This is a genomic window from Rhodoplanes sp., from assembly GCF_013377085.1.
Lineage (GTDB): Bacteria > Pseudomonadota > Alphaproteobacteria > Rhizobiales > Xanthobacteraceae > Rhodoplanes.
The window spans coordinates 43,084-58,908 of the sequence record NZ_JACAAX010000031.1 but is presented as its reverse complement, the minus strand read 5'-3'; the positions used below and the strand labels follow the sequence as shown (position 1 = coordinate 58,908).

Below are 15,825 nucleotides of genomic sequence, written 5' to 3'. Positions count from 1 at the left end.
CGACAGGACCACACCGCGGCCCGTCTGGGCAACCGCCGGATTGACAGGCCGGCCGCAACCCCGCACAGATCCCGGGCCGACGGTGTCCCGGCGTTCGGGACAAGAGGGAATGCCGGGCGCGACGACACGGGTGTCTTCCCGGGTCGAGGCGAGGCCGGAGCTGCCCCCGCAACTGTGAGCGGCGAGCCTGCACCGAAGCCACTGGGGCGTTCCCTGGGAAGGCGGTGCAAGCCACGACCCGCGAGCCAGGAGACCTGCCGTCGCCTGCTAGTGACGCCGTTCCGGGCGGGGTGCTCCGGGGCGATAGTCGGCCGAACGGAGTGCAGGTCCGCTCGCCGCACGTCTCGGGTGACCACCGCGTCGCCCGTCCGTCGACGAGACTTGCATGCAGCTTCAGCCGCCCATGCCGCACGAATCGACGCCTTCGCCCTCCGGTGCCGCCCTCGGTGCCGCGACCCTGTTCGTCTGCATCACCTGCAAGCACGCCGGCGACGACGAGGCGCTGCCGCGCGCCGGCCGCCGGCTGCACGAGGCGCTCTGCGACGCGCAGCGCCGCGACGGCGCCACGCCGTCGGTCCGGATCGTGCCGGTCGAGTGCCTGTCAAACTGCAACCGCGCCTGCAGCATCGCCTTGGCGGGCGACGGCCGCTGGACTTATGTGCACGGCGACCTCGCGCCCGACGCCGCCGACGACATTCTCCTCGGCGCCGCCCGCTATGCCGCCACGGCCGACGGCCTGGTCCCCTGGCGCGAGCGGCCCGAGCGGCTGCGCCGCGGCACCGTCGCCCGCGTGCCGCCCCTGCCCTTACCCTTACCCTTACCCTCCCCTGGAGGGGGAGGGTCGGGCGTCCGCGCAGCGGACGACCGGGGTGGGGAGAAGCCACAAAGACCGGCTTCGCCGATCACCCCCTCCCGGCGGACTTCGTCCGCCGACCTCCCCGTCGCGGCAAAGCCGCGACACCCAGGGGGAGGTGAAAAAGGGGCACAGCCGACCACTGCCCCCGCCGCCCAGGAGCCCTGAATGTCGATCGAAAAAATCCCCGTCACCATCGTCACGGGCTTCCTTGGCGCCGGCAAGACCAGCCTGGTCCGCCATCTGCTCGAGAACCCGCAGGGGCGCCGGCTCGCCGTGCTGGTCAACGAGTTCGGCGACATCGGCATCGACGGCGAGATCCTGAAAGGCTGCGCCGACGACAACTGCCCGGAGGACGCCATCGTCGAGCTGACCAATGGCTGCCTGTGCTGCACGGTCGCCGACGAGTTCGTGCCGACCATCGCGGCGCTGCTGGCCCGGGCCGAGCCGCCCGAGCACATCCTGATCGAGACCTCCGGGCTGGCCCTGCCGAAGCCGTTGCTGAAAGCCTTCGACTGGCCGGATCTGCGCACCCGCATCACGGTCGACGGCGTCATCGCGGTCGCCGACGCGGAGGCGGTGGCGGACGGCCGCTTCGCCCCCGACCCGGTGGCGATCGCGGCGCAGCGCGCGGCGGATTCGAGCATCGACCACGACACCCCGCTCGGCGAGGTGTTCGAGGATCAGGTCGCCTGCGCCGACATCGTCATCCTCAACAAGGCCGACCTGGTCGACGCCGCCGGGCTGGCGCGGGCCCGCGACACCGTGCAGGCCGAGCTGCCGCGCCGCGTGCCGATCGTCGAGGCACGGGAAGGCCGGGTCGATCCGCGCATCGTGCTCGGGCTCGGCGCCGCGGCGGAGACCGACCTCGATGCGCGAAAAACCCACCACGAGGACCACGACGCCCACGACCACGACGACTTCGAGACGATCGTCGTGATGCTGCCGGACCCCGGGAGCGCCGCCGAGCTGGTGGCCAAGATCGAGGCGGTCGCGCGCCGGCACGGCGTGCTGCGCGCCAAGGGTTACGTCACCATCCCGGGCAAGCCGATGCGGCTGCTGGTGCAGGGTGTCGGCAGCCGCGTGCGGGTGCAGTTCGACCGGCCCTGGGGCGGCGGCGAGGAACGCGTCTCGCGCCTCGTCGTCATCGGCCAGAAGGGCTTCGACCACGCCGCCGTGACGGCGGCCCTGCAGGGCTGAGAGCGGCCTTCCGATGCACATCCTGCTGCGCGAAAAGCACGGCCTCGAGGAGGCAGCGACGGCCGAGGATCTCGGCCACGCGCCCGCCGACCTGGTGGTGCTGTCGTTCGCGGACAGCGATCTCGGCGCCTTCGCGGCCGGCTGGCGGGCCGGGCGCGCCGACCTGCCGAGCCTGCGGCTCGCCAACCTGGCCCGCCTCGCCCATCCGCTCTCGGTCGATCTCTACATCGAGAAGACGCTGTCGCAGGCGCGCGGCATCCTGATCAGATTGCTCGGCGGCCTCGACTACTGGCGCTACGGCGTCGAGCAGGTCCGCGCCATGGCGGACCGAAACGGCATCGCGCTCGCCATCGTGCCGGGCGACGGCCGCGACGACCCGCGCCTCGACGAGGCCTCCAACGTACCGGCGTCGACACTGCGCCGCCTGCAGGCGCTGTGCGACACCGGCGGCGCCCGCGCCGCGCAGGGGGCGCTGGCACAGCTCGCGCTGGCCTCCGGCCTGTGGGCCGTGCCGGTGCTGGGGGTGCGCACCCTGCCCCGCCAGGGATTCTTTCCCGGCGACCCGGCCGCCTGCCCCGTCGAGGCCCCGACCGCCGGCGCTCCGCCCCGCGCGCTCGTCGTGTTCTATCGCGCCGTGCTGGCGGCGGCCGATCTCGGCCCGGTCGAAGCCCTGATGGCGGCGCTGCAAGAGCGCGGCGTCACGCCGGTCGGCGTCTTCGTCGGCAGCCTGAAGGAGCCCGAGACCCGCGCCTGGCTGCGGGACAGGCTCGCGGTGATCCGGCCCGACGTGGTGATCAACGCCACCGCCTTCTCGGCCCGCGACGCCGACGGCGGTCCGTTCGATGTCGCCGAGGCGCCGGTGCTGCAGGTGGCGCTCGCCGGGTCGTCGCAGGCCGCCTGGGCCGAGTCGGAGCGCGGCCTGTCGCCCTCCGACCTCGCCATTCATGTGGTGCTGCCGGAGATCGACGGGCGGGTGTTTTCCGGCGTCGTCTCGTTCAAGGAGCCCGAGCCGGTCGATCCCGATCTCGGCTTTGCGCGGGTCGTCCATGCGCCGCACGGCGAGCGGATCGCCGCCGTCGCCGAGCGTGCGTTGGCCCTGGTCAGGTTGCGTCGCAAGTCGCGCGAAGAGCGAAAGTTGGCGCTGGTGCTGTCGGCCTATCCGGGGCGCGACGACCAGATCGCCCATGCGGTCGGGCTCGACGCGCCGGAGAGCACCGTCGCGGTTCTGGGCTTTTTGCGCGACGCCGGATACGCAGTCGACGCCGCGCCGTCCGACCACCAGGCTTTGATCGCACGGCTGATGGCGGAAGAGATGTCTTGGCCGCTCGCCGACTACGAGGCGGCACTGGCGACGCTCGATCCGGTTCTGAAGGACGCGTTGCTCGCCCAGTGGGGACCGCCCGAGACCGACCCTGCCGCGCGGGACGGCAAGATGTGGTTCCGGGCGACGCTTTACGGCAACGTCGTCGTCGCGGCGCAACCCGAGCGCGGCGCCCGCGCCGAGCGCGCTGCCGATTATCACGACGCCGGCCGCGCCCCCCGTCATGCGTTCGTCGCCTTCTATCTGTGGCTGCGCCATGTCGCCGGAATCGATGCGCTGATCCACATGGGCGCGCACGGTACGCTGGAATGGCTGCCCGGAAAGTCGGTCGCGCTGTCGGGCGCCTGCTGGCCCGACGCCCTTTTGGGGCCGACGCCCGTCGTCTATCCGTTCATCGTCAACGACCCGGGCGAGGCGGCGACCGCCAAGCGGCGGCTCGGCGCCGTCACGATCGGCCACATGACGCCGCCGCAACGGCAGGGCCCGCTGCCCGAAGGTCTCCACACGGTCGAGCGGCTGCTCGACGAATACTCCAACGCCGACGGACTCGACCCGCGCCGCCGCGAACGGCTGGCCGCCGCGATCGTCGACGCCGCGCAGGAGACCGGGCTGGACCGCGACAGCGGGCTGTCGCCCGACATGGCGCCGCGCGAGGCCGTGGTGAAGCTCGATGCCTTCGTCTGCGACGTGAAGGCGACGCTGTTCTCCGACGGCCTGCATGTGTTCGGGCGTACGCCGGCTCTGCCGGAGATGACTGAATCCCTCGCGTCCATGCCGTTCGACCAGTGCGCCGAAGCGGAGCGCGGGGCGCTCCTCGCCGCATTGGATGGACGGCCGGTGGCGCCCGGCCCTGCCGGCTCGCCCTGGCGCGGCCGCCGCGACGTGCTGCCGACCGGCCGCAATCTGTTCGCCGTCGATCCCCGCGCCGTGCCGAGCCGGGCCGCCGACGACCAGGGCCAGCGCCTGGCCGATGCGCTCTTGACCCGACATCTGCAGGACCACGGCGAGTATCCGCGCAATGTCGTCGTCGATCTGTGGGGCTCGGCCACCATGCGCACCGCCGGCGAGGAGCTCGCCATGGCGTTGCGGCTTATCGGCGTCGTGCCGGTGTGGGACAATACCTCCGACCGCGTCTCCGGCTTCGAGATTCTGGCTTTGGCAAAACTCGGCCGGCCGCGCATCGACGTGACGCTGCGCATCTCCGGGCTGTTTCGCGACGTGTTTCCGAGCCTGCCGGTGCTGTTCGAGCAGGCCGCGGCGGCGCTCGCCGCCCGCGACGAGCCGGCGGAAGAAAACCCGTTCGTCGGGCGCGCCCCCAGCCCGAGAGTCTTCGGACCGGCACCGGGCGGCTACGGCGTCGGCGTCGCCGAAGCCGTCGATGCGCTGACGGACGAGACCATCGCGGCCGCGGCCGAGGCCTGGCTCGCCGGCAGCGCCTATGCGTATGGCGGCCGCGCCGACGGCGTCTTCGCCCGCGACGCGCTGGAAACACGCGCCCGCGCGGCCGACGCCTTCGTCCACACCCAGGACCTGCCCGAGACGGACCTCTTGATGGCGCCCGACTACGCCGCCCACGAGGCCGGCTTCGCGGCGGCGGCGAGAAAGCTCGGGGCCACGCCGGCGCTCTATCACGCCGATTCGGCCCGCGCCGAGGCGCCGCGCATGAGAACCCTGCCCGAAGAAATCGCCCGCGTCGTGCGCGGCCGCGCCGCCAATCCGCTGTGGATCGCCGGACAGATGCGGCACGGATTTCGCGGCGCCGCCGAGATCGCCTGGACGCTCGACCAGATGGCGCTGTTCGCGCATCTGGCCGGCGCCGTTCCGACCCATCACTTCGACCTCTATTACGACGCGACGCTCGGCGACGACGCTGTCCGCCGCTTCCTCGACGAGGCCAATCCGCGCGCCGCCGAGGCGATGCGCCAACGCTTCCGCCAGCTCGTCGACGCCGGCTACTGGACGACGCGGCGCAACAGCGTCATGGAGGCGATCGCGACCAGCGACGTCACCTCAACGACACGAGACACGATCGAAGCATTCGATGGTCATTCCGGGACGGCGCAGCGCGCCGGACCCGGAATCCAGCGGCAGATTCGGAAGTCGGGTCTGGATTCCGGGTTCGCACCTGCGGTGCGCCCCGGAATGACCGAGGAAAACCCTGCATGACTCACGTCTATGAAAAGGACGGCGCCGCGATCTACACGCGGTCCTTCGCCATCATCCGCTCGGAGGCGAAGCTGTCACGCTTCACCGCCGAGGAGGAGCGGGTCGCAGTGCGGGTGATCCATGCCAGCGGCATGGTCGAGATCGCCGACGACCTCGTCTTCTCGCCCGGTGCCGCCGCGGCGGGACGCGCCGCGCTGCGCGCGGGCGCCCCGATCCTGTGCGATGCCCAGATGGTCGCGCACGGCATCACCCGCGCCCGCCTGCCGATGGCCAACACCGTGATCTGCACGCTCGGCGACCCCGCCGTGCCGGCGCTCGCCGAAAAGCTCGGCACCACGCGCACCGCCGCCGCCATGGAGCTGTGGCGAGAAAAACTCGCCGGCGCCGTGGTGGCTATCGGCAATGCGCCGACCGCGCTGTTCCGCCTGCTCGAGATGCTGGACGACGGCGCCGGAAAGCCCGCCGCCGTGATCGGCATGCCGGTCGGCTTCGTCGGCGCCGCCGAGTCCAAGGAGGCGCTGCTGGCCGACCGCCGCATGCCCTGCATGATCGTGCGCGGCCGCAAGGGCGGCAGCGCCATGACGGCCGCCGCCGTCAACGCGCTGGCGAGCGACCGGGAATGACGATGGCTTTCGAACAAGGCAACAGCCCCGAGCTCCGCTCATTCCCGCGCAAGCGGGAATCCAGAGCCAAGCCCACCTGGGTCCCCGCTTTCGCGGGGACGAGCGGAGTGCGAGAGTCATGCAAGGGTACAATGGCTCGACAATCAAAGAGCCACCCATGACCGCGCCCGGCACCGTGTATGGCGTCGGGCTCGGGCCCGGCGATCCGGACCTGATGAGCGTCAAGGCGGCTCGGCTGGTGCGGACCGCCGGGGTCGTGGCGTATTTCTGCAAGGCGGGGAGCCGCAGCAATGCGCGCGGCATCGCGGCCGGCCTGCTGGCGCCGGGTGCGGTCGAGATCGGCATGGAATACCCGGTGACGACCGAGATCGCGGTCGCGGATCCAGCCTACAACGCGGCGCTACGCGGCTTCTACGAGACCTGCGTGGCGCGCCTCCTGGAGCACGCCGAAGGCGGACGCGACGTGATCGTGCTGTGCGAGGGCGATCCGTTCCTCTACGGCTCGTTCATGCATCTCTACACGCGGCTGCGCGAGCACGTCCCGGTGGTCGTGGTGCCGGGCATTCCCGGCATGTCGGGCTGCTGGACCGCCACGGGCCAGCCCATCACCTGGGGCGACGACGTGCTGACCGTGCTGCCCGGCACGCTCGACGAACAGACGCTCACCGACCGCATGGGCCGCGCCGACGCCATCGTGGTGATGAAGCTCGGCCGCAATCTCCCAAAAGTGCGCCGGGCCATGGCGGCGGCGGGCCTGCTCGATCGCGCGCTCTATGTCGAGCGCGGCACCATGGCGGGCGAGACGGTGATGCGGCTCGCCGACAAGCCCGACGACTCAGCGCCGTATTTTTCCATGGTGCTGGTGCCCGGCGAGGGCCGAAGACCATGACGGGTTCTTTGATTATCGTCGGGCTCGGTCCCGGCGCGGCGCGGCTGGTCACGCCGGAGGTGAGCGAGGCGCTCGGCGCGGCGACCGATCTGGTCGGCTACGGCCCTTATGTCGCCCGCGTGCCGGAGCGGCCGGGGCTCGCGCGCCACGGCTCCGACAATCGGGAAGAGCTCGACCGATCCCGGCTTGCGCTGACGCTCGCGGCCGAGGGCCGTCGCGTGGTGGTCGTGTCGTCGGGCGATCCCGGGGTCTTCGCCATGGCGGCCGCCGTGCTCGAGGCGATCGACGCCGGCGACCCGGCCTGGCGCGCCCTCGACGTCAAGGTGCTGCCCGGCATCAGCGCCATGATGGCCGCCGCGGCGCGGGTCGGCGCGCCGCTCGGCCACGACTTTTGTGCCATCAATCTCTCGGACAATCTGAAACCCTGGGAGCTGGTGGAGAAGCGGCTAAGACTCGCCGCCGAGGCCGACTTCGTGACGGCGCTCTACAACCCGGTCTCCAAGGCGCGGCCCTGGCAGCTCGGCCGCGCCCTCGAACTTTTACGCACGCTCCGCGCCCCCGACACGCCCGTGATCTTTGCCACCGCCGTGAGCGAGGCGAGCGAGCGCGTCGACACCGTGATGTTGCGCGATGCCGTCGCCGAGCGCGCCGACATGCGGACGCTGGTGATCGTCGGCTCGTCGCAGACGCGCCTGATCGCGCGCCCCGGCGGCGCGCCCTTCGTCTACACGCCGCGCTCGGCGTCTGCGGCGCCTGCGGCCGGGGCGTCGTCGTGAGCGAGCCACTCCATCACGGCCGCGACGCTGTCGACGCTCGGCCGTTCGGGAATGCGCGGCCGCCGCACCATCACGACCGGCAGCGCCAGCTCGCGCGCCGCCAAAATCTTGGCGACCGCGGCGGTGCCGCCGGCGTTCTTGGCCACCACGATCTCGGTGCCGTGCCGCTCCAGCAGGGCGCGGTCGCCGGCGAGGTCGAACGGCCCGCGCGCCACCACGACCTCTACGCGCGGCAGCGGCAGGTCTTCTCGCAGTGGATCGACCAGCCGGACCAGGTAGTCGTGCTGCGGGTTTCGCGCGAAGGCCGCGAGATGCAGGCGGCCGATACCGAGGAACACTCTTTTGGGATCGGCGCCGAGCGCGTCTGCGGCCTCTTCCAGCGTATCGACCTCGCTCCAGCGGTCGTCCTCGCCCGCCCGCCACGGCGCCCGCTCGAGCGCCAGCAGCGGGATTTTTACCGCCGCACAGGCCGCCACCGCGTGCGCGCTCATCTGCGCCGCGAACGGATGCGTGGCATCGACCACCCGGTCGATGCGCTCCGCCCGAAGGTAATCGATCAACCCGCCGATGCCGCCGAAGCCGCCGACCCGCCACGGGATCGGCACCGGCAGCGGGCTCTCGGTCCGCCCGGCATAGGACAGCACCGCATCGATACCCGGATCGCGCCCCAACACTTCGGCGAGCCGGCGCGCCTCGGTGGTGCCGCCGAGGATCAGGATTCGCGGGCGTGGTGCCGTAAGGGATCCCATGGTGCCGAGCGATGGCACACGGCGGGTCGGGCTGTCCATCCCGTGCGACGTCGCCTCTCCCGGCGGCGGCGCGGCATCGGTGGTTGCGCGGCGCGCGACCGGGATTCTAAATCCTGACCGGGGCATCCCCCTCCGACGATCGCCGCGCTCCCGGTTGCGGCATGAACATTTCGAGAGACCGCTGTCTCATGCAGGTTTCATCATCGCGCCTGGATGCGTCGCCGGCGGGCCGCCCCGAGGGCATGCCCACGGATCGCGTGCCGCCGCCGTGGGATCGCGTCGAGCTCGTCGTCGCCGGCACGCTCGCGGCGGCGCTGTTCGTCTATTTCTATCGCAGCTTCCTGCTGACCGGGTTCGACGGCATTTTCGGCGATCTCGGCGATGCCCGCATCCTGATCGCCATTCTCGAGCACTGGTTCGCCTGGGTTTCGGGCGCCGAACCGTCGTGGAGCGACACGGCCTATTTCCACCCGGCCAGCGGCGGGATCGGATTGACCGACGGCTATGTCCTCTACGGCCTGATCTATTCGGGCTTTCGCGCTACCGGGCTCGACATGTTCCGGGCCTTCATGGCCGTCATGCTGGTGCTGACGGCGATCGGTTTCGCATCGTTCATCGCCCTGGCGCGGGCCGTGTGGGGCGCGAGCCCGCTCGCTTCCGTGACGGGCGCGTCGCTGTTCGCCTTCGCCAACATGATGGCGGTCAAGATCGGTCACGCCCAGGGCGTCTGCGCGATGCTGCTGCCGGTGGTGATCCTGCTCGTGTGGTACGCCGTGGCTGCGTCGCGCCCGGTGGGCACCATCCTGGCAGGCGCGGCCGGCCTGCTGCTCGGCCTCGTCTTCTTCACCGCCTATCACACCGGCTGGTTCGCCGTGAGCTTCACGCTCGCGGTGTTCGTGATCCACCTCGGGCTCGGCGGCTCGGCGCGGCTGCGCGCCGTCGCGGCCACGGTGTTCGTCCGCCACGCCCACCTGACGCTCGGCTTCGCCGTGGGGCTCGGCATCGGCCTGGTGCCGTTCCTCGCCGCCTATCTGCCGATGCTGCGCGCCGGCAAGGCCTACGGCTTCGACGCCGTCGTGCTCTACGCCCCGCGCTTCGCCGACATCGTCAACACGGGCCACGGCAACGTCGCGTGGGGCATGCTCCTGACAGCGGCCGGAATTGCCGCCGTGGCGGGCCGGCCGCTCGTCGAGGTCGAGCTCGGCTATACGCCGCTGGTTTTCGCCACCGTCTGTGTCGCCGTGGCGGTGTGCACGGTCCGCTGGTTTCGCGGCCGGGGCGGCCGACGCGACGACGTCGCTCTCGCGCTCGGCCTCGCCCTCGTCGGCTACTGGCTGATGCAGCTCGACTATTTCGGCTTTCGCCCGTGGTCCCTGGTGTGGACGCTGGTGCCGGGCAGCATCGGCGTCCGGACCACGTTCCGCTCGCAGCTTGTCGTCAACCTCGCGGCCTGCCTGCTGGTCGCCTTCGCGATCGACCGTTTGGCGCGGCCGGCGCTGCGGCGCGCCGGGCCGGCCGGCATCATCGTGCTGGCCGTGCTGCTGGTCGGCGAGCAGGTGAACCGCAGCGCGCCGTCGCGCTTCTGGCGCAGCGAGCAGACGGCGTGGCTCGCCACCGTTCCGCCGCCGCCGGCAGGGTGCCGCGCGTTCTATCTGTCGCCGCAGCCGCAAGGCGGCCCCGACTGGTGGCGCCTGCAGTCGGACGCCATGATCCTCTCGGCGGCCTGGCGGCTGCCGACCCTGAACGGCAATGCGTCGCAATGGCCGGACGGCTGGCAGCTCGACGATCCGGCCGACCCGCGCTACCCCGACCGCGTCCGCGCCTGGATCGCCCGCCACCACATCACCGGGCCGCTGTGCGGGCTTGCGCTCGACAGCAAGACGTGGTCACGCGGGGCACCGTGAGATCGATGCGCACCAGACCCACCCGGACACGCCGACGGCTAGCCGCGCACCACCGGGGTGCGGGCGAGCAGCACGCCGGTGCGGTCGAACACCGCGACATCGATACCGACCGGCGTGCCGCGCAGCACCTGCGCCGCGGTCGCCACCGCCCGCGCCGCCACCACGGCCGCGATGTCGACGCCGTCGGCCTGCGCCTGCTGCAGCACGTCGAGCGCGCTGTTGGCGGCGGGTATTCGCTCCACCAGTGCGGCCGGCGCGCCGGCCTCGGCGGCGAGCCGTGCCAGATGGCCGAGATCGACCTCGCCGGCACGCGAGTGCAAATCCAAAAGGCCCTGCGAAAACTTGGTCATCTTGGCGAAGCCGCCCGCGACGGTGACGCGGTCGACCGGATGGGTGCGGACATATTTCAGCATGCCGCCGACGAAGTCGCCCATGTCGATGACGGCGACCTCGGGCAAGCCGTCGAGCGCGACGATGGCGGCCTCCGAGGTCGCGCCGGTCGCGCCGGCGATCTGCGCGACGCCCGCCGCGCGCGCCACGTCGATGCCGCGGTGTATCGAGTGGATCCAGGCCGAGCACGAGAACGGCACGACGATCCCGGTGGTGCCGAGGATCGACAGCCCGCCGACGATTCCGAGCCGCGGACTGAGCGTCTTCTGCGCCAGCGCCACACCGTCCGGCACCGAGATCTCGACCACGACGTCGCCGGCCGCGCCGGTCGCGGCGCACACCTCGGCGACGGCCGTGCGGATCATGGCGCGCGGCACCGGGTTGATGGCGGGCTCGCCGACGGCGAGCGGCAGACCCGGCCGCGTCACCGTGCCGACGCCGTCGCCGGCCCGGAACACGACGCCGGCGCCCGCCTCGCCCGGCCGCACCGTGGCGACGATCAGGGCGCCATGCGTCACGTCGGGGTCGTCGCCGGCGTCCTTGACGATGGCGGCGCGGGCAAACCCCTCGCCCCGCTCGCCGAGCGCGAGGCAGAACTCCGGCCGCTGCCCGCCCGGCAGGGCCACGGCGACGGGGTCCGGGAAGGCGCCCGTCACCAGCGCCTGGAAGGCGGCCCGCACCGCAGCGGCCGCACAGGTGCCGGTGGTCCAGCCACGCCGCAGCGGGGGTTTTTCGTTCATACGCGGGACTATAGGCGCGCGGCCCCGCAGTGTCAGGACGTGCACCATGGCTGACGCCTCCATCGGACACATCGCGCTGGTCGGGGCCGGGCCGGGCGACGCGGATCTGCTGACGCTGCGTGCCGTCGACCGGCTGCGCGCCGCCGACGTGGTGCTCTACGACGACCTCGCCAGCGGCGCGGCGCTCGCCCATGTCCGCGACGACGCCGAGCTGATCTCGGTCGGCAAGCGGGCCGGCCAGCACGCCCCCAAGCAGGCCGAGGTGAGCCGGCTGATGGTCGCCTATGCGCGGCTCGGCAAGCGGGTGGTGCGGCTGAAATCCGGCGACCCGACCATTTTTTCGCGGGCCGACGAGGAGATTTCGGCGGCGCGCGAGGCCGGAATCGCGGTCGAGCTGGTGCCCGGCGTCACCACGGCGACGGCGGCCGCCGCCTTCATCGGCACGGCGCTGACCAAGCGGCTGGTGGCAAGGCGCCTCCAGTTCATCACGGCCCACGAGGTCACCGGCGGCCTGCCCGACGACCTCGACCTCGCGGCGCTCGCCGACCCGGCCGCCACCACCTGCGTCTTCATGGGCAAGGCGACCTTCCCGGCGCTCGCCGAAAAGCTTCTGGCCCAGGGCCTGCCGGCCGACACGCCGGCCGCCTGGGTCGAGAACCTCGGCGCCGACACGCGCGCCGTCACCGGCACGATCGTCGAGATCGCTACGCGTTTACGCGAAGCTCCCCCGGCCGGCGCCTGTATGATAATCTATGGTAGAGCAATTTCGATTTCTCGCGTATAGAGAGACTCGCTCGACGCCTGACGAGGGTCGCGGCGAGAGGCGGTGCAGCCGAGGCGGACCGACAGGCGGCGGAGCAGCGTTTTGCCCGCGCGCGACTGGACGCAACGCGCATTTTTTCCGAGGGATCGGCGCCGCGCCAAGGCCGATCTTCTTTTCCGCACGGCGTTGACGGACCGCCGTTCGACGGGCCGAATGCGGCATCCCGTCGCGTCCCCGATGCGACCGGGTCGCGGGTTTTGATGGAGCAGCTTGCGCCGCGTCACCAACGCTAAAGCGCCACGAAGCGTCTTCGTGGGCTCCGATACTGGAGAGCGTCCCATGACGTTTCGTCCGCCGAGCCGAGCGCATCCGACCCGAGCGCAGCCGCCATCGCATCGGGACGCCCGCCGCGTCTCTGCCGCCACCGGCGTCTGTCGCGGCTGACTTTCGACACTGCGGAACGGCCTGCCCTGCCCGGCGCGAAATCGCCGGACGCTCCGTCGCGCCTCCGCGCGCCGGACGAATCCATTCGACCCTGGACCACCCGAAGGACACTGCCATGTCGAGCATCGATCAAGCGACATCGAGCGCCGCGCCGAGCGCCGCCGCACCGAGTGACGCCACGGCCCTGCCGATCCTCAACGAGGATTGGCTGTCGGTGGCGATCGGGCTGGCGATCTTCGGGCTGGCGCTCGGCACGCTGGCGGGTCCCGACCTGCTCGGCTGGGCCGTCTCCACCTCGGTGTGGACTGACCCGGGCACGGCGCTCGGCACCGTCTCCAAGGCCTATTCCGGGCTCGGCGGGTTCAGCGCCTTCGTCATCACGTATCTGGTCCTGCTCGCCGTGCTGACCGGCGGCGTGGCGCTCCTCAAGGCCAATCCCGTGCGCTTCGCCCTCGCGTTTACGGCGGTGTTCTGGATCGCCTATGCGAGCTGGGTGATCGGCTCCAACGCCTATCTGGCGGCGGTGACGCCGGCCGACCTGCAGAAATTCGGCATCGACTGGTCGCTCAAGCTGACCAACGAGGGCGGCTTCCTGGTGGCGCTGATCGCCGGGCTGGTCATCGCCAATGTCTTCCCGGCCTTCGCCGAGCGCATCAAGGAGGCGATCCGACCCGAGCTCTACGTCAAGATCGCCATCGTGATTCTCGGCGGCTTCCTCGCCGTCAACGCCGCCGGCAAGCTGTCCCTCGCCACCTCGGTGCTGTGGCGCGGCACCGCCGCGATCGTCGAGGCCTATCTGATCTACTGGAGCGTGGTGTACTTCGTCGCGCGAAAATGGTTCGGCTTCACCCGCGAATACGCCGTGCCGCTCGCCTCCGGCATCTCGATCTGCGGCGTCGCCGCGGCGATCGCCACGGGCGGCGCCATCCGGGCCCGGCCGGCCGTCGCCGTGCTGGTGTCGTCGCTGGTCGTCGTCTTCGCCGTCGTCGAGGTGCTGGTGCTGCCGTTCCTGGCCCAGCAGTTCCTCTCGCACGAGCCGCTGGTCGCGGCCGCCTGGATCGGCCTCGCCATCAAGACCGACGGCGCCGCGGTGGCCGGCGGCGGCATCACCGAGTCGCTGATCCTGGCCAAGAACGCGGCCGAGGGCGTCGTCTACCAGCCGGGCTGGATCCTCGGCACCACCGCGACCGTGAAGGTGTTCATCGACATCTTCATCGGCATCTGGGCCTTCATCCTCGGCTGGATCTGGACCCACCACATCGACGCCCGCCCGGACGGCGAGCGTGCCCGGCCGATCGAGATCTGGCACCGCTTCCCGAAATTCATCCTCGGCTTCATCGTGACGTTCGGGATCGGCCTGGCGCTCGCGCTGGCCGCCCCGGCCGCCGTCACGGCGAAGCTGCCGGCCGCGGTCGGCGAGGCCAACACGTTCCGGGTGATCTTCTTCATCCTGACGTTCTTCTCCATCGGCGTGCTGTCCAACTTCCGCAAGCTGTGGGCGGAGGGAATCGGCAAGCTCGCCGCCGTCTACGTGGTCACCCTGTTCGGCTTCGTCATCTGGGTCGGGCTGCTGATCTCGTGGCTGTTCTTCGCCGGCGTGACGCCGCCGCTCGCCGGCTGACCCCCTCGACCATCATTTGGAGCGACACGATGTCCGAGACCGACCTGAAGTCCGAGATCCAGACGCCCGTCCACGAGCCGCTGCTGCCGATCGAGAAGAAGCTGGTCGCCTGGAGCCTCGGCAGCGGCCTGGTGCTGCTGACGATCCTGATCCTGCTGACCCGGGTGAGCTGGGGCGGGTGATCCCTGCGGTCGGGTCTGAGCCGGGCGCAAGTCGGCGATCGCCGACTCGCGCGGCCGAGCTTTGAAGGATGTGACACCGCTCCCGGGGGGGATGCCCATCGGCCATTGCGATCGGGCGCCGCTCATACAAGACGCAAGGAATTCACGTCAATATATTGATACAAAAGATATTTTTGGAGCGGGTGAAGGGAATCGAACCCTCGTCATCAGCTTGGAAGGCTGTTGCTCTACCATTGAGCTACACCCGCCGGCGACTCGCGCCCCGAAGATGCGCTCCGGCGCCGAGGCCGTGGCCTTGAGGCCCGGCCGGCTTCTCGCATAGGACCGCGACGACTTCAACCCTGGTGCGGACCCGGTTGCGTCGCCGATGTTCCGTCGTGTGCCGCACAATAAAGCCAATTCGGCCACTTCGTGATCCGAAACTCTCCTTGGTCGCGTCACGCTTTCTTAAGGCTTGTCATACAGCCTCGTTCAAGTGTTCGCAGGGTAGCAATGCATCGATTGCATGTGCCCTTGTAGCGAAAAGTATTTTCGGCATGGTGATCTCTTTGGAGAGCGCAATCGTACATTGGAACGACTTGACCTTCGGCCAGACGTTGGTACCGATGGCGCCCTCCTGAAACCGGTAGACAAGAGACACCCCCATGACCCCCCATCGACATCCCGCTTCGAACGATCCCCCCACGGCGGTCCTCGCCATCCTGGACACCTTCCGGCACTCGCCGCATGCCGTGTCCGATCAGGCGCTCGAGACGCTGCGGGCGTTTGGCCTGATCGAACCGACGGACGCCGGCGCGCAGCGGCCCAAGCACCGCTGCTGAGCCCAAGCCGAGGCGAGGCGGACCACCGCCTCGCCTCGGCCGCTCCCGCGTCCCCGCACCGCGGTCGAGCTGTTCGGCCGAAAAAGCTCCCCAGACGATCCCTTTCGCCGCGCCGATGGTATCGCGCAGCGGCCACGGCGACTTGGCAGTGGCGACTTGGCCGCGGCGACTTGGCCGCGGCAGAGCCGGGTGGCCAGCACAAGCGTCGCGGACTGGGGCGCAGCGCCGGCCGGCGCACCGGCGGTGCGGGCGTATGGCGTCCACCGCCGCGCCACTTCACGAACATGAGATATGACAAGCACTTCGAGAGTCGGTCTTCTGCCGGCGAGTTGACCATCGTCAACTCGACCCGAGGGCTCGCGCGTAGTCTTGCGCCGCAATCA

The 15,825-nt window shown here is 70.8% G+C and carries 13 protein-coding genes, 1 tRNA gene and 1 riboswitch; of the genes, 11 read left to right on the top strand and 3 right to left on the bottom strand.

The window, feature by feature from the left end; all coding sequences use genetic code 11:
- Nucleotides 1–63: 63 nt before the first annotated feature.
- A riboswitch (cobalamin riboswitch) is annotated at nt 64–277 on the top strand.
- A gap of 108 nt (nt 278–385) precedes the next feature.
- The 6 genes from HXX10_RS20035 (at nt 386) to cobJ (ending at nt 7,828) form a co-directional block, all read left to right on the top strand.
- On the top strand, nt 386–1,021 hold the full coding sequence (locus HXX10_RS20035) for a DUF1636 family protein (protein WP_367142003.1): 636 nt from the start codon (nt 386–388) through the stop codon (nt 1,019–1,021).
- Complete coding sequence (gene cobW / locus HXX10_RS20030; protein ID WP_296524615.1) at nt 1,022–2,053, top strand: cobalamin biosynthesis protein CobW; 1,032 nt, start codon at nt 1,022–1,024, stop codon at nt 2,051–2,053.
- Nucleotides 2,054–2,066: 13 nt separating this feature from the next.
- Nucleotides 2,067–5,540, top strand: a complete 3,474-nt coding sequence (gene cobN / locus HXX10_RS20025) for a cobaltochelatase subunit CobN (protein WP_296524614.1) — start codon at nt 2,067–2,069, stop codon at nt 5,538–5,540.
- A complete protein-coding gene (locus HXX10_RS20020; protein WP_296524613.1) occupies nt 5,537–6,163 on the top strand; it encodes a precorrin-8X methylmutase in 627 nt (208 codons plus the stop codon). The genes cobN and HXX10_RS20020 overlap by 4 nt, the downstream gene beginning before the upstream one ends.
- A 157-nt stretch (nt 6,164–6,320) precedes the next feature.
- The gene (locus HXX10_RS20015; RefSeq protein ID WP_296524612.1) at nt 6,321–7,052 is read left to right on the top strand and encodes a precorrin-2 C(20)-methyltransferase; all 732 of its coding nucleotides are present in this window, start codon (nt 6,321–6,323) and stop codon (nt 7,050–7,052) included.
- Complete coding sequence (gene cobJ, locus HXX10_RS20010) at nt 7,049–7,828, top strand: precorrin-3B C(17)-methyltransferase (RefSeq protein ID WP_296524611.1); 780 nt, start codon at nt 7,049–7,051, stop codon at nt 7,826–7,828. Before HXX10_RS20015 ends, cobJ begins: the two co-directional genes overlap by 4 nt.
- Here cobJ and HXX10_RS20005 read toward each other — a convergent pair.
- A complete protein-coding gene (locus HXX10_RS20005) occupies nt 7,777–8,577 on the bottom strand; it encodes a cobalt-precorrin-6A reductase (protein WP_296524637.1) in 801 nt (266 codons plus the stop codon). The genes cobJ and HXX10_RS20005 overlap by 52 nt on opposite strands.
- 242 nt (nt 8,578–8,819) lie before the next feature.
- Between HXX10_RS20005 and HXX10_RS20000 the strand changes: the two genes are divergently transcribed.
- On the top strand, nt 8,820–10,481 hold the full coding sequence (locus tag HXX10_RS20000; RefSeq protein WP_296524610.1) for a hypothetical protein: 1,662 nt from the start codon (nt 8,820–8,822) through the stop codon (nt 10,479–10,481).
- 38 nt (nt 10,482–10,519) lie between these two features.
- On the opposite strand, the gene HXX10_RS19995 is transcribed toward HXX10_RS20000, so the two are convergent.
- Nucleotides 10,520–11,611, bottom strand: a complete 1,092-nt coding sequence (locus HXX10_RS19995) for a cobalt-precorrin-5B (C(1))-methyltransferase (RefSeq protein ID WP_296524609.1) — start codon at nt 11,609–11,611, stop codon at nt 10,520–10,522.
- A gap of 46 nt (nt 11,612–11,657) precedes the next feature.
- Here HXX10_RS19995 and cobA point away from each other — a divergent pair, with 46 nt between their 5' ends.
- From cobA to HXX10_RS19980, 3 genes are all read left to right on the top strand, one after another.
- Nucleotides 11,658–12,395, top strand: coding sequence for a uroporphyrinogen-III C-methyltransferase (gene cobA / locus HXX10_RS19990; RefSeq protein ID WP_296524608.1), 738 nt, complete (start codon nt 11,658–11,660; stop codon nt 12,393–12,395).
- Between the two features lie 538 nt (nt 12,396–12,933).
- Nucleotides 12,934–14,439: a putative sulfate exporter family transporter gene (locus tag HXX10_RS19985; protein WP_296524607.1), complete on the top strand. Its 1,506-nt coding sequence runs from the start codon at nt 12,934–12,936 to the stop codon at nt 14,437–14,439.
- Between the two features lie 29 nt (nt 14,440–14,468).
- Nucleotides 14,469–14,621, top strand: coding sequence for a hypothetical protein (locus HXX10_RS19980; RefSeq protein ID WP_296524606.1), 153 nt, complete (start codon nt 14,469–14,471; stop codon nt 14,619–14,621).
- Between the two features lie 174 nt (nt 14,622–14,795).
- Here HXX10_RS19980 and HXX10_RS19975 read toward each other — a convergent pair.
- Nucleotides 14,796–14,869 (bottom strand) — tRNA-Gly (locus HXX10_RS19975).
- Nucleotides 14,870–15,265: 396 nt separating this feature from the next.
- Here HXX10_RS19975 and HXX10_RS19970 point away from each other — a divergent pair.
- A complete protein-coding gene (locus HXX10_RS19970; RefSeq protein ID WP_296524605.1) occupies nt 15,266–15,442 on the top strand; it encodes a hypothetical protein in 177 nt (58 codons plus the stop codon).
- Nucleotides 15,443–15,825 lie beyond the last annotated feature (383 nt).